The organism is Terrabacter sp. Root85, from assembly GCF_001429185.1.
Taxonomy (GTDB): Bacteria; Actinomycetota; Actinomycetes; order Actinomycetales; family Dermatophilaceae; genus Terrabacter.
This window is the reverse complement of sequence record NZ_LMIW01000001.1, coordinates 127,764-143,315: the sequence shown is the minus strand read 5'-3', so window position 1 is coordinate 143,315 and position 15,552 is coordinate 127,764. Positions and strand designations below refer to the sequence as shown.

At 69.8% G+C, this 15,552-nt stretch carries 13 protein-coding genes; 5 read left to right on the top strand and 8 right to left on the bottom strand.

Going from position 1 to position 15,552, the window contains the following annotated elements:
• Positions 1-125: 125 nt before the first annotated feature.
• Together ASE25_RS00630 and ASE25_RS00625 are read right to left on the bottom strand one after the other, a co-directional pair.
• On the bottom strand, positions 126-1,439 hold the full coding sequence (locus ASE25_RS00630) for an MFS transporter (protein ID WP_056822048.1): 1,314 nt from the start codon (positions 1,437-1,439) through the stop codon (positions 126-128).
• Positions 1,440-1,444: 5 nt separating this feature from the next.
• Positions 1,445-2,086, bottom strand: coding sequence for a helix-turn-helix domain-containing protein (locus tag ASE25_RS00625; protein ID WP_056771019.1), 642 nt, complete (start codon positions 2,084-2,086; stop codon positions 1,445-1,447).
• Positions 2,087-2,351: 265 nt separating this feature from the next.
• On the opposite strand from ASE25_RS00625, the gene rplM reads away from it, so the two are divergent.
• Positions 2,352-2,795, top strand: coding sequence for a 50S ribosomal protein L13 (rplM, locus tag ASE25_RS00620; RefSeq protein WP_020143191.1), 444 nt, complete (start codon positions 2,352-2,354; stop codon positions 2,793-2,795).
• A 34-nt stretch (positions 2,796-2,829) separates the two neighbouring features.
• A complete protein-coding gene (gene rpsI / locus ASE25_RS00615; protein WP_020143190.1) occupies positions 2,830-3,333 on the top strand; it encodes a 30S ribosomal protein S9 in 504 nt (167 codons plus the stop codon).
• Between the two features lie 193 nt (positions 3,334-3,526).
• Here the strand turns inward: rpsI and ASE25_RS00610 are convergent, their stop codons facing one another.
• On the bottom strand, positions 3,527-4,693 hold the full coding sequence (locus ASE25_RS00610; protein ID WP_056822045.1) for a hypothetical protein: 1,167 nt from the start codon (positions 4,691-4,693) through the stop codon (positions 3,527-3,529).
• A 258-nt stretch (positions 4,694-4,951) separates the two neighbouring features.
• Here ASE25_RS00610 and glmM point away from each other — a divergent pair, with 258 nt between their 5' ends.
• The 3 genes from glmM (at position 4,952) to ASE25_RS00595 (ending at position 9,640) form a co-directional block, all read left to right on the top strand.
• A complete protein-coding gene (gene glmM, locus ASE25_RS00605; RefSeq protein ID WP_056771011.1) occupies positions 4,952-6,298 on the top strand; it encodes a phosphoglucosamine mutase in 1,347 nt (448 codons plus the stop codon).
• An 81-nt stretch (positions 6,299-6,379) separates the two neighbouring features.
• Positions 6,380-8,431, top strand: coding sequence for a M3 family metallopeptidase (locus tag ASE25_RS00600; RefSeq protein WP_056822042.1), 2,052 nt, complete (start codon positions 6,380-6,382; stop codon positions 8,429-8,431).
• A gap of 39 nt (positions 8,432-8,470) precedes the next feature.
• On the top strand, positions 8,471-9,640 hold the full coding sequence (locus ASE25_RS00595) for a low temperature requirement protein A (protein ID WP_157623278.1): 1,170 nt from the start codon (positions 8,471-8,473) through the stop codon (positions 9,638-9,640).
• Positions 9,641-9,658: 18 nt separating this feature from the next.
• Here ASE25_RS00595 and ASE25_RS00590 read toward each other — a convergent pair whose 3' ends face one another.
• The 5 genes from ASE25_RS00590 to ASE25_RS00570 form a co-directional block, all read right to left on the bottom strand.
• Positions 9,659-10,174 (bottom strand): carbonic anhydrase, encoded by a 516-nt coding sequence (locus ASE25_RS00590; protein WP_056771004.1) that lies wholly within the window; start codon positions 10,172-10,174, stop codon positions 9,659-9,661.
• 14 nt (positions 10,175-10,188) lie between these two features.
• Positions 10,189-11,901, bottom strand: a complete 1,713-nt coding sequence (locus ASE25_RS00585) for a fumarate hydratase (protein WP_056771001.1) — start codon at positions 11,899-11,901, stop codon at positions 10,189-10,191.
• 146 nt (positions 11,902-12,047) lie between these two features.
• Positions 12,048-12,911, bottom strand: coding sequence for a carbohydrate ABC transporter permease (locus ASE25_RS00580; RefSeq protein WP_200958933.1), 864 nt, complete (start codon positions 12,909-12,911; stop codon positions 12,048-12,050).
• The gene (locus tag ASE25_RS00575; RefSeq protein WP_327191899.1) at positions 12,908-14,068 is read right to left on the bottom strand and encodes a sugar ABC transporter permease; all 1,161 of its coding nucleotides are present in this window, start codon (positions 14,066-14,068) and stop codon (positions 12,908-12,910) included. The genes ASE25_RS00580 and ASE25_RS00575 overlap by 4 nt, the downstream gene beginning before the upstream one ends.
• On the bottom strand, positions 14,065-15,426 hold the full coding sequence (locus tag ASE25_RS00570; RefSeq protein WP_056770993.1) for an ABC transporter substrate-binding protein: 1,362 nt from the start codon (positions 15,424-15,426) through the stop codon (positions 14,065-14,067). Before ASE25_RS00570 ends, ASE25_RS00575 begins: the two co-directional genes overlap by 4 nt.
• Positions 15,427-15,552 lie beyond the last annotated feature (126 nt).

Sequence of the window (15,552 nt, the reverse complement as noted above, 5' to 3'; positions counted from 1 at the left end):
CACCCCTTCCGTCGAGTGGCCCCGTCCCACCGGGCGCACGCCCGCGATCGACGAGTGACCCCGCCGTCACAGGCCCTGGAGGCGGGTGTGGCGGCGGGGCCACTCGTGTGGGGGTTGAGGGCGGCTCAGTCGACGGCGGGGTGGAGCGCAGGCCCGGTCGTGACGCCCTCGGCCGCGCGGGCCTTCTCGGCGTGCAGGGCGTGCCGGTAGAACCAGGCGCCGAGGATGCTGACGGCTCCTGCGGTCACCATGGCCACCTGTGTCGAGGTGCGCTCGGCGAGCAGGCCCAGGAGCGGGGCCGCGATGCCGAAGGCCACGGAGGCGACCATGGAGTTCATCGACAGGACCGTGGCGCGGTTGCGGGCCTGGGCCTCGCGGTGGAGCAGCGCGGAGTGGGCCGGACCGGCCGCGCCGTGCAGCAGGTACGTGACGCCGTAGGCGGCGATGAGCGCCGCAGGCCCCGCGACGAGTCCCATGACGACCGCGCCGAGGCCGTTGAGCACGCGGGCGGCGATCGCGGTGCGGGTGACGCCGATGCGGCGGCTCGACCATCCCGAGAGGGCCGCGCCGAGGGCGAAGACGGCCCATCCTGCGGCGGCCACCGGGCCCATGATCGCGCCGGCGCGCTCCTCGCCACCGACGAGCTCGGCGAGACGGATCGGCTGGAAGGTCTCGAAGACGATCATCGCCACCGACCAGAACACCTCGACGCAGACGATGCCGCGCAGCGCGCGGTTGCTCCGCAGCAGGCCCAGGCCGTCGCGCACGACGGCGGGAGCCTCCTTCGCGGAGGCGAGGGCGCGGCGGGCACCCGAGGCGTCGAGGTGCTCGGCGCCGCGCGGCTCGCGCAGGAGGACGAGGACGGCGACGAGGTGCACGACGTTGAGGGCGACGAAAATGGCGACGGGTAGGACGAGCGCCGACGCACCCGCGAACGGGTGCCACCAGACGAGGCCGCCGGAGAGGAGGGCCCCAGAGGCGATCGCCCCGCCGAGCACGGTGCCCTGGGCCGCGAGGGCACCGTCGACGTCGGCGCCGGGAGTCGTGGCGTGCACCGTGTCGACGAACCACGCCTCGAGGGGGCCGGAGTCGAGGGCGCGGAAGATGCCGCTGAGCACGGCGGCCGCGAAGAAGGCCCAGAAGGAGTGCGCCACGAGCAGGATGCTGCTCGCGAGGACGTTGACGACGGCCGAGACGATGAAGACCGGCCGGCGGCCGAAGGCGTCCGCGAAGCCGCTCGTCGGCAGCTCGAGCGCGAAGATCGTCAGCCCGGCGGCGGACGAGATGGTCATCGCCTGCGCCACGGTGAGGCCTCGCTCCAGCTGCCACAGGGTGAGTAGGCCGACGACGAGGCCGACGGGGAACCACCGGGTGAAGCTCAGGGCGAGGAAGACGCGGCGGGCCGCAGTGGGGGAGAGCAGGGTGTCCCGTGGGCTCATCGGGCTCAGTCCTTCGTCGTCGTCGTCGTCGGGGGTCGGTCGAGGTCGAGCGGGTAGGCGAAGGCGTAGACGGCGATCCGCCGCGCCTGCGGGTTGCCCTGTCCGACGCGGCGGTAGCGCTCGATGAGGTCCCACATCTCCTCCCGCATCGCCTCGAGGGACTCGGCGGTGACGAGCACGGCCGCGTCGCTCGAGCCGCAAGCGTCCTGCCACGCGGTGGGCCACGTCGTCGAGACGTCGAGCCACTTGTCGTACTGCTCGCTGAAGTGGCGGGCGTAGTCGCGCGTGAGCCAGTTGAGGGCGGTCTCGGAGTCCTCGTCACCCTCGAAGTCGCTCGGGTGCCAGGAGTGGTACTCGGAGCTCGCGCGCCACAGCCGGCGCTTGCCCTCGCCCTCCTCGGTGTCGTGGACGAGCCCGACCGACTCGAGCTTGCGCAGGTGGTAGCTCGTGGCGCCGGAGTTGGTGCCGAGGAGCGTGGCGAGATCGGTCGCGGTCGACGGGCCGCCTCGGCGCAGCGCCCCGAGCAGGCGTGACCGCAGCGGATGGGCGAGGACGCGCACGCTCTCCGGCGTGAGCCAGACGTTCTCGTCCTCCGAGGGCCCGGACGACGCGGTCGGGGAGGGGTTCGAGGGATCCTGTGCAGCCATAGTGTGCACAATACCTCTGCACACTTCATGTGCACAAGATCTATGCACGGAGGTCTCGATCTGCCATCCGTGCAGGTCAGGCCCTGTTTTCGGTGTCCGTGCCCGTGATTTGGGCGCAGGCACGCGACCCCGTAACATGGATGAAGTTGTGCACCGGGCCGTCAGGCGAACCCGTCATCCCCACCTCGTGGACGAGACGGGCGACGCGGACCGAGCCCAGCGGCATTCACTGCTCCACCATTTTCAGAAGCGAAGGCAGACTCCATTGCGCACGTACACCCCGAAGCCCGGCGAGGTCACTCGCACGTGGCACGTCATCGACGCGACCGACGTCGTGCTCGGCCGTCTCGCGAGCCAGGCCGCTGTCCTGCTCCGGGGCAAGCACAAGCCGCAGTTCGCACCGCACGTCGACACCGGTGACTTCGTCATCATCATCAACGCCGACAAGGTTGCCCTGACCGGCGCCAAGCTCGAGCAGAAGAAGGCCTACCGCCACTCGGGCTTCCCGGGCGGCCTGCGGTCGACCTCCTACACCGAGCTGCTCGCCAAGAGCCCCGAGAAGGCCGTCGAGAAGGCCATCCGCGGCATGCTCCCGAAGAACTCGCTGGCCCGCCAGCAGCTCTCCAAGCTCAAGGTCTACCGCGGTGCCGAGCACCCGCACGCGGCCCAGCAGCCCGTCCCCTTCGAGATCACCCAGGTTGCGCAGTAAGCCCCCGGCTGCTGCGTAGAAAGCGACAAGACACGTGACTGACATCGTGAACGAGGAAGTCCTCGACACCGACGAGCCCGAGCTGACCGAGTACACCTCGGAGTCCGACGGCTCCGTCGCCGGCGAGCCGAAGCGCGCCCGTGAGGTCTCGACCCCCGGCGCTGCGACCGGTCGCCGCAAGCAGGCCATCGCCCGCGTGCGCATCGTCCCCGGCACCGGCGAGTGGAAGATCAACGGCCGCACCCTCGACGCCTACTTCCCCAACAAGGTGCACCAGCAGATCGTCAAGGAGCCCCTGACGCTCCTCGAGCTCGACGGCTCCTACGACGTGCTCGTCCGCGTGCACGGCGGTGGCCCCTCCGGCCAGGCCGGCGCGGTCCGCCTCGGCGTCGCCCGCTCGCTGAACGGCATCGACGAGGAGCTCAACCGTCCCGCCCTCAAGAAGGCCGGCTTCCTCACCCGTGACCCCCGCGTCCCGGAGCGCAAGAAGGCCGGTCTCAAGAAGGCCCGCAAGGCTCCCCAGTACTCCAAGCGCTGATGCTTCGGCTGGCGCCGAGCATCACCGCTTGGCTCCAGTCGCGCTGATGCTTCGGCTGGCGCCGAGCATCACCGCTTGGCTCCAGTCGCGCTGAGTCGGCTGCCTCAGCTGGTTGCACGAAGGCCCCCGAGCACTGCTCGGGGGCCTTCGTCGTTCCCGAGGGCGTATGCCGCCGGGCCGGGTCGGTGACGCGTCAGCCCACCGTGGCGTGGCTGAGGTCGCACCGGTTGGTGTCGTTGGACCACGTGGCCTGCATCGCGAAGCTGCCGGACGTCGTCGAGACGTTGCCCGCGCCGCCCGCGCTGCCCGGTGCGATCCACGCGCACTCGTCGGCGTTCTCCTGACCGGAGTAGGTGCGCGACGTCGTGTTCGTCCATCCGCCGGCCGGGTTCTGGTCGGTGATCGTCTCGGCGTACTCGTGGCCCTCGACCATGGAGTAGCCGTCGTCGGTGCCCGCGACGCCGGTGTTGACGAAGTTCTGCCCGCAGCTCGTGCCCATGTCCATGACGTAGGGCATGTTCGTGAAGGCGATGTCGCCGTACGGGCTGGTCGACCCGACGTAGGGGTCACCGTTGTAGTCGTGCCAGGCGCAGAACTGCCCGGACGAGGTGTTGAAGCCGTCCGGGTGCGTGCCGGTCGGGGAGAGGACGACGTACTGCGCGTCGCGGTTGCTGGCGGCGGTGGTGTTGCCGAAATGCCCTGCGGCGCGGACGGCTTCGTCGCCGAGCTGCTTGGCCGTGGCGTTCGCGGGCGCCGCGACCGACGGGTCGAACCACACGCCGGCGAGGGCCCCACCGGCCGGGTAGCGCACGTGCGCAGCGCTCGACGGGCAGGAGGTCGCGCCCTTGGCCACGAGCGGACCGTCGCAGTACTGCGTCATGACGCCCGACCAGGCCTCGCCGCCCGTCCCCAGGCCCTTGAAGAGCTTCTGGACGACCGGGGCCCCTGACTTCGGGTCGCCGGTGAAGGTCAGGTTGCCGCCGGCGTCGGTGCCCTGGCTGCCCCACTGGCTGCCGTAGAACACGAGGTAGACCTTCTCGGCGCCGCCGCTCGTGACGCCGATCCCGTCGACGCCGCCGCCGTAGGAGAGCGTCTTGGCCTGTGTGGGCCGCGCCCCTTTGGTCTGGGCCTCCCACCGGTGCATCTGGGTGTTGAGCTCGCGGGTCGGCACCGCGCCGTGGCGGTAGGGGTGGCCGTAGGCCGGAGAGTACGGGTTGGTCACCCCTGCGCCGGACGCGCCGGCAGCGGGCGCGGACGTGCTCGGTGCCGCGGCGGACGCGCCGAGCGCCGTCGCCACGCTGAGGACGGTGGCGGCGGTGGCGGTGGCGGCGACCAGTCGCCGTGAACGTCGAGTGCTCATCGAGTGCCTCTCTGGGAAGGACCCGGGAAGGCCCGCGGGTGTCGGGCCCCGGGATGGCCACATCGTCGCGGGGTGCGTCTGTGAAGTGGATGGGAGCCACCTGCCAGTTCCCTGCCACTTTCCGGCACGATCAGAGCGGGTATGTCCGTTGTGACCGTTTCGGGCTCCGCCGGATGGCCGTATGCCGTGGGGGCGGTATCGTCGTGCGAGCACATCAGCCGGCCCAGTGGGTCGGACCCATCGGGAAGGCACACAAGCGTGGCTCGACTCTTCGGCACGGACGGCGTCCGTGGTGTGGCGAACAAGGACATCACCGCCGAGCTCGCGCTCGACCTCTCCGTCGCCGCGGCGCACGTCCTCGGCGAGGTGGGCGCCTTCAACGGTCACCGCCCCGTCGCCGTCGTCGGCCGCGACCCCCGGGCGTCCGGCGAGTTCCTCGCGGCCGCCACGGTGGCAGGCCTCGCCTCGGCGGGCATCGACGTGCGCGACGCGGGCGTGCTGCCCACGCCGGCGATCGCCTACCTCGTGGGCGAGCAGGACGCCGACCTCGGTGCCATGCTCTCGGCGTCGCACAACCCGATGCCCGACAACGGCATCAAGTTCTTCGCCCGGGGCGGGCACAAGCTCGCCGACGACCTCGAGGACCGCATCGAGGCCCGGCTGCGCGACGAGTGGCAGCGTCCCACGGGCGGTGACGTCGGCCGCATCACGCCCCTGCTCGACGGCGCGGACCGCTACGTCGCGCACCTGCTCTCGGTGCTGCCGCACCGGCTCGAGGGCCTGCACGTCGTCGTCGACGCCGCGCACGGGGCTGCGTCGGAGGTCGCCCCGCGCGCCTTCCGCGAGGCCGGCGCGCAGGTGACCGTCATCGGCGGCGAACCCGACGGGCTCAACATCAACGACGGCTACGGCTCCACGCACCTCGAGCACCTCAAGGAGACCGTCGTCTCGGTCGGCGCCGACTTCGGCATCGCCCTCGACGGCGACGCCGACCGCTGCCTCGCCGTCGACGCCGCCGGCCACGAGGTGGACGGCGACCAGATCATGGCGATCCTCGCGCTCGCCATGAAGGAGCAGGGCGTGCTGCGCGGCGACACGCTCGTCGCGACCGTCATGTCCAACCTCGGCATGATCCAGGCTCTCGGCGGCGCCGGCATCAAGGTGCTGCAGACCGCTGTCGGCGACCGCTACGTCCTCGAGGGGATGAAGTCCGGCGGCTACGCGCTCGGCGGCGAGCAGTCCGGCCACGTCGTCATGCTCGACCACGGCACGACAGGCGACGGCACCCTCACCGGGCTCATGCTCGCCTCACGGGTCGCTGCGACCGGCCGGACGCTCGCCGACCTCGCCGGCATCATGACCCACTTCCCGCAGGTGCTCGTCAACGTCAAGGACGTCGACAAGTCGGCCCTCGAGGCCAACACGGCCGTCGCCGACGCCGTGCGTGCGGCCGAGGGAGAGCTGGGGGAGAGCGGTCGGGTCCTGCTGCGCAAGTCCGGCACCGAGCCGGTCGTCCGCGTCATGGTCGAGGCCGCCGACGGCGACCAGGCCCGCACGCTCGCCGACCGCCTCGTCGGGGTCGTCCGGGCCGAGCTGTCGCTCTGAGCCCGCCGGACGGCATACGCCCTCGGGTTTCCGGTCGAAACCGGGTCGAGAGCGGGGCCGCTGCTGCGTAGGGTTCAGGCCATGCCCGACGAGACCCCGGCCGCCAACCCGCTGCTCGCCCCGAGCCCGCTGCCCCACGGGCTGCCGCCCTTCGCCCTGATCCGCGACGAGCACTACCGCGAGGCCTTCGACCGCGGCATGGCCGAGCACCTCGCCGAGGTCGAGGCGATCGCGGCCGACCCGGCGCCCGCGACCTTCGAGAACACCCTCGTCGCGCTGGAGCGCTCGGGGCAGACGCTGAGCCGGACGAGCCTGGCCTTCTTCGGGACGTCGAGCTCCCTCGCCACCGACGCCGTGCAGGCGATCGAGGAGGAGTATGCGCCGCGTCTCACCGCGCACGCCGACGCGGTCCGGCTCGACCCGCGCCTCTACGCCCGGATCCGGGCCGTCCACGACGACGAGGTGGCGATGGCCGCCCTCGACCCGGAGTCGCGACGGCTCGTCGAGCGGCACCTCACCGAGATGACCGTCGCCGGGGCCGGGCTCGACGAGAGCGCGAAGGACCGCCTGCGTGAGCTCAACGGGCGGCTCGCGAGCCTCGGCACCCAGTTCGAGAAGCGCCTGCTGGCCGACTCCAACGACCTCGCCGTCCTCGTCGACGACGTGGCGGCGCTCGACGGGCTGACCGCCGGCGAGATCTCGGCCGCCGCGGCGGCTGCGGCCGAGCAGGGGCACGAGGGGGCCTGGCTGCTCACGCTCGTCCTGCCGACCGGGCACCCGCACCTCGCCTCGCTCACCGACCGGGACCTGCGCGGCCGGCTCCACGAGGCGCAGGGCTCCCGCGGCAACCGCGACAACGCCAACGACACCAAGGCGCTCGTCCTCGAGACCGTCCGGCTCCGGGCCGAGCGGGCCCGGCTCCTGGGCTACGACACGCATGCCGCCGCGGCGCTCGCCGACTCCACGGCGCGCACCCCCGAGCGCGTCATGGACCTGCTGGGGCGCCTCGCCCCGGCCGCTGCCCGCAACATCGAGGCCGAGCGGGCGCTGCTCGAGGACGAGGCGGGCCATCCGGTCGAGGCGCACGACTGGGCCTTCTGGGCCGAGAAGGTCCGTGCGTCGAGGCATGCCGTCGACCTCGCGGCGATGCGGCCCTACTTCGAGGCCGAGCGGGTGCTCCACGACGGGATCTTCCACGCGGCCGGGCTGCTCTACGGCCTGACCTTCCACGAACGGGACGACCTCGAGGGCTACCACCCCGACGTCCGCGTCTTCGAGGTGCACGACGCCGACGGGACGCCCATCGGGCTCTACCTGCTCGACCTCCACACCCGCGACACGAAGAAGGGTGGGGCGTGGATGAACAGCCTCGTCCACCAGAACACCCTGCTGGGCCGGACGAGCGCCGTCGTGTGCAACAACCTCAACGTCCCCAATCCCGGTCCGGGTGAGCCGACGCTGCTCACCTACGACGAGACCCGCACGTTCTTCCACGAGTTCGGGCACGCGATCCACGGCCTGCTCGCCCGGGTCACCTACCCGCACTTCGCCGGGACCCGCGTCTTCCGCGACTTCGTCGAGTACCCGAGCCAGGTCAACGAGATGTGGATGCTCTGGCCCGAGGTGCTCGGGAGCTATGCCGTCCACCACGAGACGGGGGAGCCGCTGCCGCAGGAGCTCGTCGACCGGCTCGTCGCCGCGCAGACGTTCGGAGAGGGCTTCGCGACGGGCGAGTACCTCGCTGCAGCGCTGCTCGACCAGGCGTGGCATGCCATCGACGTCGAGGAGGCCTCGCGCGTCACGGACGTCGAGGCCTTCGAGGCGTCCGCCCTGGCCGCGGTCGGGCTCGCGAACCCGCTCGTGCCGCCGCGCTACCGGTCGACGTACTTCGCGCACACCTTCTCGTACGCCTACGACGCGCAGTACTACGCCTACATCTGGAGCGAGGTGCTCGACGCCGACACCGTCGCGTGGTTCCGCGAGAACGGCGGCCTGACCCGCGCCAACGGCGACCACTACCGCCGGCACGTCGTCGGGATCGGGGGCGCGGCCGACCCGCTCGAGTCCTACCGCGAGTTCCGGGGCGCCGACGCCGACATCCGGCACCTCATCGAGCGGCGCGGTCTCGGCTGACGGGGGCACCGGCCGGCGCGCTGCTGGCAGACTCGGCCCGTGAGCCACGTCAACGTCGTGCCCCTGTCGCGGCGCATGCAGCCCCGTGACCCCCACGAGCCGCATCGCGTCGCGACCCCGCTCGAGCTGCTCTTCGACCTCGTCTTCGTCGTCGCGATCGCGAGTGCCGCCGCGCAGTGGCACCACGGCCTCGCAGAAGGACATCTCGGCGACCTCGTCAACTTCGTCATGGTCTTCTTCGCCATCTGGTGGGCGTGGATGAACTACACGTGGTTCGCCTCGTCGTACGACTGCGACGACGTGACGTACCGCCTGCTGACCTTCGCCATCATGGCCGGCTCGCTCATGCTCGCCGCGGGCATCCCCGAGCTCTTCAGCACGGAGCAGTCGGGACTCGTCGTCGGCGGCTACGCCGTGATGCGCTTCGCGATGGTGGCCATGTGGCTCCGCGCGGCGGCCGGCCACCCCGAGGGGCGGCGCACCGCGCTGACGTATGCGTCGGGCATCGCGATCGTGCAGGTGCTGTGGATCGCCCGGCTGCTCCTGCACGGGCAGACGGCGCTGCTCGCGTCGTTCTTCGCCCTCGTCGTCCTCGAGCTGCTCGTGCCCATCGTGGCCGAGCGGCACGGCATCACGCCGTTCCACCCGCACCACATCGCCGAGCGCTACGCCCTGCTGACGATCATCGTGCTCGGCGAGGTCATCCTCGCCTCGGTGCAGGCGGTCCAGGGGGCGCTGGAGCAGGGCGCGGAGGCCGGGCTGCTCGCCATCGTCGTCGGCGGGCTGCTCATCGTCTTCTCCATGTGGTGGCTCTACTTCAAGCGCGAGCACGCGGGTCTCTTCGAGGGCGGCATCCGGAGCACGTTCGTCACCGGCTACGGCCACTACCTCGTCTTTGTCTCGGTGGCGGCGACCGGGGCGGCGCTCGCGGCCGCCGTCGACCTCGTCCAGGGCGAGGCGCACACGACGGACCGTGTCGTGGGGGTGGCGCTCGCCGGTGCGGTGGCCGTCTACGTGTGGTGCCTGACGGCCATGCACGCGATGGCGGGAGCGCCCGTCGTCGAGACCCGGGTGGGCGTCGTCGTCGGGCTCGTCCTGCTGGGCGTCGCCGCCATCGGCCCGCCGGTGGGCGTGACGGTGCTGACGACGGGGCTCGTGCTGGCCGCCGCCGTCGCGCACCACGTCTGGACCACGCGCGCGGTCACCTGACCCACGACCGGGGGCGGGTCAGGCGACGGGCCGGAGCAGTCCGGAGTCGACGTCGTAGATGAAGCCGGCGACCTCGACGCCCTCGGCGATGAGCGGGTGAGTGCGCACCCTGGCGAGGTCCTCGCGCAGGGCGCGCTCCTGGTCGGCGATGGCGTGGAACGTCATCCACGACGCGTCCTTGCCGGCGCTCGCACCGACACGTTCGCGCAGTTCGGCCTCGCTGTTCGACGCCATGGCGCACCGGGTGTGGGGCACGACGAGGATGCGGTCCACATTGAGCAGGTGGGTGGCGAGGACGAGCGCCTCGAGGGCTTCGGAGGCCACGCGCCCGCCCGGGTTGCGGAAGATCTTGGCGTCGCCCGGCTTGAGGCCGACGAGGCCGAGGGGATCGATGCGGGAGTCCATGCACGTGACGATCGCGACGCCGGCCTGGGCGATGCCGTCGAAGCCGGCCATCTCGAAACGGTCGGCATAAGCGCGGTTGGCGGCGAGGAGGTCGTCGAATCCCGCTCCCGCAGAGGCGTTCTCGCTCATATCTGTCCTTTCGGTCATTGGAGTCCGGGTCGCTTCGAGATGGTGAAGGCCATCGGCTTGCTCACCTCGGCGAAGAAGTCGTTGCCCTTGTCGTCGACGACGATGAAGGCGGGGAAGTCCTCGACGTCGATCTTCCACACCGCCTCCATGCCGAGCTCTTCGTACTCGAGCACCTCGACGTGCTTGATGCAGTCCTGGGCCAGCCGGGCCGCCGGGCCGCCGATCGAGCCGAGGTAGAAGCCGCCGTGTGCATCGCACGCCTCGGTGACCTGCTTGCTCCGGTTGCCCTTGGCGAGCATCACCTTGGACCCCCCGGCGGCCTGGAACTGGTCGACGTAGGAGTCCATCCGCCCGGCGGTGGTGGGCCCGAACGAGCCGGACGGCATACCTTCTGGCGTCTTGGCGGGGCCGGCGTAGTAGACGGGGTGGTCCTTGAGGTACTGCGGCATCTCCTCGCCCGCGTCGAGCCGCTCCTTGATCTTCGCGTGCGCGATGTCGCGCGCGACGACGAGCGGCCCGGTGAGCGAGAGCCGGGTCTTGACCGGGTGCCGGGCGAGCTCGGCGAGGATGTCGTCCATCGGCTGCGTCAGGTCGACCTTGACGACGACGTTCTTGCTGATCGAGCTGACACCCATCGCGTCGTCCTCGTGCTCGCCGAGGTCGACGGCGCCGGCGTCGGGAAGGAAGCGTGCCGGGTCGGTCTCGAGCTGCTCGATGAAGACGCCCTCGGCGGTGATCTTGCCGAGCACCTGCCGGTCGGCCGAGCACGAGACGGCGATGGCCACCGGGAGGCTCGCGCCGTGTCGGGGGAGGCGGACCACGCGCACGTCGTGGCAGAAGTACTTGCCGCCGAACTGGGCTCCGATGCCGAACTGGCGGGTCAGCTCGAGCACCTTCTCCTCGAGCTCGGTGTCGCGGAAGCCGTGGGCCGTCAGCGACCCTGAGGTGGGCAGCGTGTCGAGGTACTTCGCCGACGCGTACTTGGCTGTCTTCAGGGCGAACTCGGCGCTCGTGCCGCCGATGACGATGGCGAGGTGATAGGGCGGGCAGGCCGCCGTGCCGAGGGAGCGGAGCTTCTCGTCGAGGAAGCGCATCATGGCGTCCTCGTTGAGGATCGCCTTCGTCTCCTGGTAGAGGTAGCTCTTGTTGGCCGAGCCGCCGCCCTTGGCCATGAAGAGGAACTTGTACTGCGCCTCGTGGCCGGGCAGCGTGTCGGCGTAGAGCTCGACCTGCGCCGGCAGGTTGGAGCCGGTGTTCTTCTCCTCCCACGTCGTGAGGGGGGCCATCTGCGAGTAGCGCAGGTTGAGGCGGGTGTACGCGTCGTAGACGCCCTCGCTGATCGCCTGCTCGTCGGTGCCCGGCGTCAGCACGTGCTGGCCCCGCTTGCCCATGACGATCGCGGTGCCGGTGTCCTGGCACATCGGCAGCACGCCACCGGCCGCGATGTTGGCGTTCTTGAGCAGGTCGAGCGCGACGAACTTGTCGTTGTTGCTGGCCTCGTCGTCCTCGAGGATGTTGCGCAGCTGCTGCAGGTGCGCCGGGCGCAGGTAGTGGGCGATGTCGTGCATCGCCGTCTCGGTCAGCAGCCGCAGCGCCTCCGGGTCGACCTCGAGGAACGTGCGCCCCCCCGGCCCGTCGACGGCGCGCACGCCCTCGGTCGTCAGCAGCCGGTAGGGCGTCTCGTCGGCGCCGATGGGCAGCAGGTCCTCGTAGGCGAAGTCGGCCACGAAACGCTCCTTGCGATACAGGTGGGCTCGAGCTGGTCGGGCGTATGCCGCCGAGCCCCACGGCATACGACAGTCCCCTCCCAGCCTAGTGACGGCCGGGAGGGGACTGGCGAGCAGGTCGGTGCGCGAGCGCCGAGGCGGGTGCCTCAGCCCTTGACGGCGCCGGAGGTCATGCCGCGGACCATGAACCGCTGCAGGGTGAAGAACACGATCATCGGGACGACGATCGAGATGAACGCGCCAGCCGTCAGGAGCTCCTGGCCCTGGCCCTGGGTGCCGAGGAGCTGCTGGAGCTTGACGATGACGGTCGTGTTCTCGCTCTTTAGGAACAGCTTGGCGATGAGCAGGTCGTTCCACACCCAGAGGAACTGCAGCGTCGCGAACGCCGCGATGGCCGGGATCGACATCGGCGCGACGAGCCTCCAGAAGGTCTGGAAGTGGCTGCACCCGTCGATCTTGGCCGACTCGACGACGCTGCGCGGGAGCGTGCTCATGTAGTTGCGCAGGGTGTAGATGCACAGCGGCATGCCGAAGCCCGTGTGCAGCAGCCACACCGAGATGTACTCCCCGCTGATGCCGAGGCCGCGCGGCCCGAGGAGGTTGAGCATCGGCTGGAAGGCCACCTGGATGGGGACCACCATGACGGCGATGATGAGCAGGAAGAAGAACTCCTTGAACCGGAAGTCCATGAAGGTGAACGCGTAGGCGGCGAACGCCGCGAACATGATCGGGATGACCGTCGCCGGGATGGCGACGACGATGCTGTTGATGAAGCCCGAGCTGAGGTCGGCCCCGGTCCAGGCGCCCGAGTAGTTGCTCGTCGTCCAGTCGGCGCTGAACGGGTTGAAGAGCGCCGTCCACCAGCCCGAGCCCGCGGCGTCGTCGCGGGTGCGGAACGAGGTGACGAGCAGGCCGATGGTCGGGATCGTCCAGAGCAGCGCGAGGACGCCCATCGTGACCATCGAGAACGGGCTACGAGGCCGCCCGTCCTTCATCAGTGAGCGGCTCATCGGTTGGCCTCCTCGTCGCGGAAGTGCTTGATCTGGTACCAGATGAGCGGTGTCACCGCGATGAGCAGAACGACGACGATGGCCGTCGCCTGTCCGGCCTCGCTCGCTGCGAACAGCTTGTTGAAGAAGAGGTTCGCGATGACGTTGGTGCCATAGGCGCCGTTCGTCGTGACGTAGACGATGTCGAAGACCTTGAGGACGGTGATGAAGACCGTGACGAAGACCGTGATGATCGTGCCGCGGATCTGCGGGATGACGACGCGCCAGAAGATCTGCACCTCACCGGCCCCGTCGATGCGCGCCGCCTCGATGGTGTCCTCGGGGACACCCTTGATGGCCGAGGAGAGCAGCACCATGGCAAACCCGACCTGCAGCCAGATGAGGATCACCATGAGCAGGATCGAGTTGAGCTTGGCGGTCGAGATCGCGAGCCACGTCTGCGGGTCGCCGCCGAGACCGACCCAGATCGCGTTGAGCAGTCCGGTCTGGGTCTGCCCCGGGTTGTTGTAGGCGTAGACGAGGCCCCAGATCGCGGACGCGCCGACGAAGGAGATCGCCATCGGCAGGAAGACGAGGCTCTTGGCCGTCTTCTCACCGGTCGCGGAGAGCTTGTCGGCGAGGACCGCGACGATGACGCCGAAGGCGACGACGATCGCGGGCACGATGAGCAGCCACAGGACGTTGTTGCCGATCGAGCTCCAGAACTCGGGGTCGGCGAAGATCGTCTTGTAGTTCTGCAACCCGACGTAGGCCGTGCTGTCGGAGTTGGCGAACGAGTAGTTGATCGTCTGGAACGTCGGGTAGATGAGCATGAGCGCGACGAGGAGCAGCCCCGGCAGCAGGAAGGCGTAGGGGATCGCGCCCTCCGACAGCCGCCGCGGCAGCGACTCGACGAACATGTTGAGGAAGAAGAACAGTAGGGCGGCACCGCCGACGCCGCCGATGATGGCGAGCACGCCGATGATGAACTTGTTGTTCCCGAACCACTGCGGGTAGTAGGCGAAGGCGAGGAAGAGGTTGGCCAGGCCCCAGACCATCGCGATCATCCCCACGAGGCCGAGCACGAGCTTGGCCGGGTTGGTCCGCAGGTGGGCGTCAGGGTCGTCCCCGGTGCGCATTCGCTGTCGCGGCGCTGCCGCGCTGGTGTCGGCGGTCATGACTTGGGCCAAGCCGCTTCGATGTTGTCAGCCGTCTGCTGAGAGGACTGACCGTTCTCCCACTTGACCATTTCCTTCCAGAAGACGTCCGAGCCGATGGACTTGGGCATGAGGTCGGAGCCGTCGAAGCGGAGCACGCTCGCCTTGTTGGCGATGAGCGCGATCTTTTTCGTCGTCTCGTTGGGGTAGTTGCTGAGGTCGAAGGTCTTGTGGGGCGAGAGCCACCCGCCGGCCTTGGCCCACGGGCCGCCGAACTTGTCGGAGGTGAGGAACGCCATGACCTTCTGGGCGTCAGGGTCGTTGCCGTTGAAGAGGGCTGCGAGGTCACCGCCGCCGAGAATCGCCTGGCCGTCGTAGCCGCCGGCGAACTTCGGGAAGACGTAGATGCCGACCTGGTTGTCGAGGTCCGCCTGGACGTTCTTCGGGTAGAACGTCGTGGCGAAGTTGCCCTGGCGGTGGAGCATGCACTTCGGCGGGTTTGCGAAGGCCGGGGTCATGGCGTCGCCGAACGCGGTGTTGAGCACGCCCTTCGTGCCGCCGAGGACCATGTTCGGGTCCTTGTTGAACTTGGCCGCCTCGTCGAGGGCCTTGACGACCTTCGGGTCGTTGAACGGCATCCGGTGCGAGGTCCAGTCGTCGTAGACGGTGGGTCCGTACATGCGGAGCATGAGCTCCTCGACCCAGTCGGTCCCGACCCAGCCGGTGGCCTGGTCGGACTCCCAGCCGATGCACCAGGGCGTGATGCCGGTGGCGGCAATCTTGTCGGCGACGTCCGTCCGGAGCTGCTGGATGGTGTCGGGCGACTGGTTGTAGCCGCCCTTCTCGTAGGCAGCCTTCGGGTACCACACGATGCTCTTGACGGCGTTGCGCATCGGGGCGCCGTAGACGCGGCCCTTGTAGCGACCCGCGTCGAGGAAGCCGGGGAGCAGCGTGCCCTGGAGCTTGTCATAGTCGAGGTAGGTGTCGATCGGCTGCACCTTGCCCTGGGCTGCCATCTCGATCATGCCGCCGGGCTGCGGGAAGAGACCGATGTCGGGGGAGTCGCCCGAGCTGACCTTCTGCTTGATCGTCGTCGTGAAGTCCTGGTCGGAGGTGTACTTGATGTCGATGCCGCTGGCCTTCTCGAACTCCGCGAGCGAGGCGTTGAAGTTCTTCTCCTCGTCACCGCCGAAGGCGCCGAGGATCGTCACTACCTTGTCGCCGTCGGCCGATCCGCCGTCAGCGAACCCGCCACCGGCTCCTCCTGCCCCGCCGGAGCCGCCGGAGGCGTTGGGGTTCTGGAGGCAGCCGGTCAGCACGAGTGCAGCGGCTGCGACCACCCCGCCAGCCCTCAGTGCACGTCTTGGGATACCGCTCATGGTCGCTCCTCGTCGTTGAGTTGTGCGTCGATCCCCACCGATCAACGTGACCATGGTCACGTGGAACACCTCATTCCTACCGCGTCACCGCAGGCGGGTCTAGTGGGGTGACCTGCCCGTGACCTA